General features: G+C 66.6%; 1 protein-coding gene. It reads left to right on the forward strand.

Features of this window, described 5'->3' with window-relative positions; all coding sequences use genetic code 11:
- The first annotated feature begins 146 nt into the window (after nt 1-146).
- Entirely contained in the window at nt 147-1,472 is a 1,326-nt protein-coding gene (locus QSK31_RS48435) for an IS4 family transposase (RefSeq protein ID WP_285691983.1), read from the forward strand.
- Nucleotides 1,473-1,505 lie beyond the last annotated feature (33 nt).

Below are 1,505 nucleotides of genomic sequence, written 5' to 3' on the forward strand. Positions count from 1 at the left end.
CAACGCCGTTCAGTTAGGCGGTCGGGTGGATCGTCAAGGCGTGTCTGAGGCATAGAGCAGCGGAGCTCCGGTATAGAGGGTGGTCACTCTAAGACGCCCTTGAACCTGGAGCTCCGCTGGCTGATCAGATTGCCATAACTCGCACGGTGACGGTAGCCGCGGGGGTGTTCGCACCGGGTCATCTGGGCGAGCTGACTCGTCTCGTTCCGTTCGAGATGGTCGATGATGTCCTGGCCTCGACCAGGCGTGCGCAGGCGCGGGTCCGGCTGCTGCCGGCCCGGGTCGTCATGTATCTACTCCTCGCCGGCTGCCTATTCGCTGAGCTCGGATACCAGCAGGTGTGGTCCAAGCTGACCAGCGGGCTGTCCGGCTTACCGCTCGCCTCGCCCACCGGCAGCGCGTTGCGTCAGGCCCGGCAACGACTCGGCCCGCAGCCGTTACAGGCGTTGTTCGACCTGCTTCGCGGGCCGGCCGTCACCAACGCCGCCCACGTGCGCTGGCAGGGTCTGCTGCTCGCGGTGATCGACGGGACCTTCCTGACGGTCGCGGACTCGCCCGCGAACACCAGCCGCTATGCCAAACAACGCTGCAACAACGGCAGTTCCGGCTACCCCCAGCTGCGATTGAGCGCCCTGCTGTCCTGCGGCACCCGGTCGGTGATCGACGCCGTGTTCGACCCGGTCAGCGTCGGTGAACTCGACCAGGCCCGCCACCTCGCCCGAAGCCTTCGGCCCGGGATGCTGCTTCTGGCCGACCGCAACTACGCCGCCGCCAGCCTGATCACCACCCTGGCCGCGACCCGTGCTGACCTGTTGATCCGCTGCAAAAATGGCCGCAAACTACCGATCCTGCGCCACCACCGCGACGGATCCTTCGCCTCAACGATCGGCGGGCTGCCGATCCGGGTCATCGACGCGCAGATCAGCATCACCACCACCGCAGGCACCCACACCGGCGGCTACAGGCTGATCACCACCCTGCTCGACCCAGCCACGCATACCGCCGCCGACCTGGTCAAGCTCTACCACCAGCGTTGGGAGATCGAGACCGCCTACCTCGAACTCAAATCCTCGATCCTGAGCGGTCGTGTCTTACGCGCCCGCACTCCCGACGGCGTCCAGCAAGAGGTCTACGCCCTGCTCAGCGTCTACCAGGTGCTACGCACCGCGATGGTCGACGCCACCGACAGCCAGCCCGGCCTCAACCCCGACCGGGCCAGCTTCACCACCGCCCTGAACACCGCCCGCGACCAGGTCGTGCACGCCGCCGGCATCATCGCCGGAACCGTCATCGACCTCGTCGGCGTCATCGGCACCCACGTCCTGGCCCACCTGCTGCCCGAACGCAGGATCCGCGTCAAATCCCGCATGATCAAACGCTCGAACTCCAAATACCAAGCCCGCGGCCCGAACATCGACCGGCGCAGCTACCAGGCCACCGCCAGCATCGACGTCATCAGCCCCGACCCTTGACAGCCAACGTCCCGCCCTAACTGAACGGCGTTG

This window comes from Actinoplanes sp. NBRC 103695 (genome assembly GCF_030269485.1).
Classification (GTDB): domain Bacteria; phylum Actinomycetota; class Actinomycetes; order Mycobacteriales; family Micromonosporaceae; genus Actinoplanes.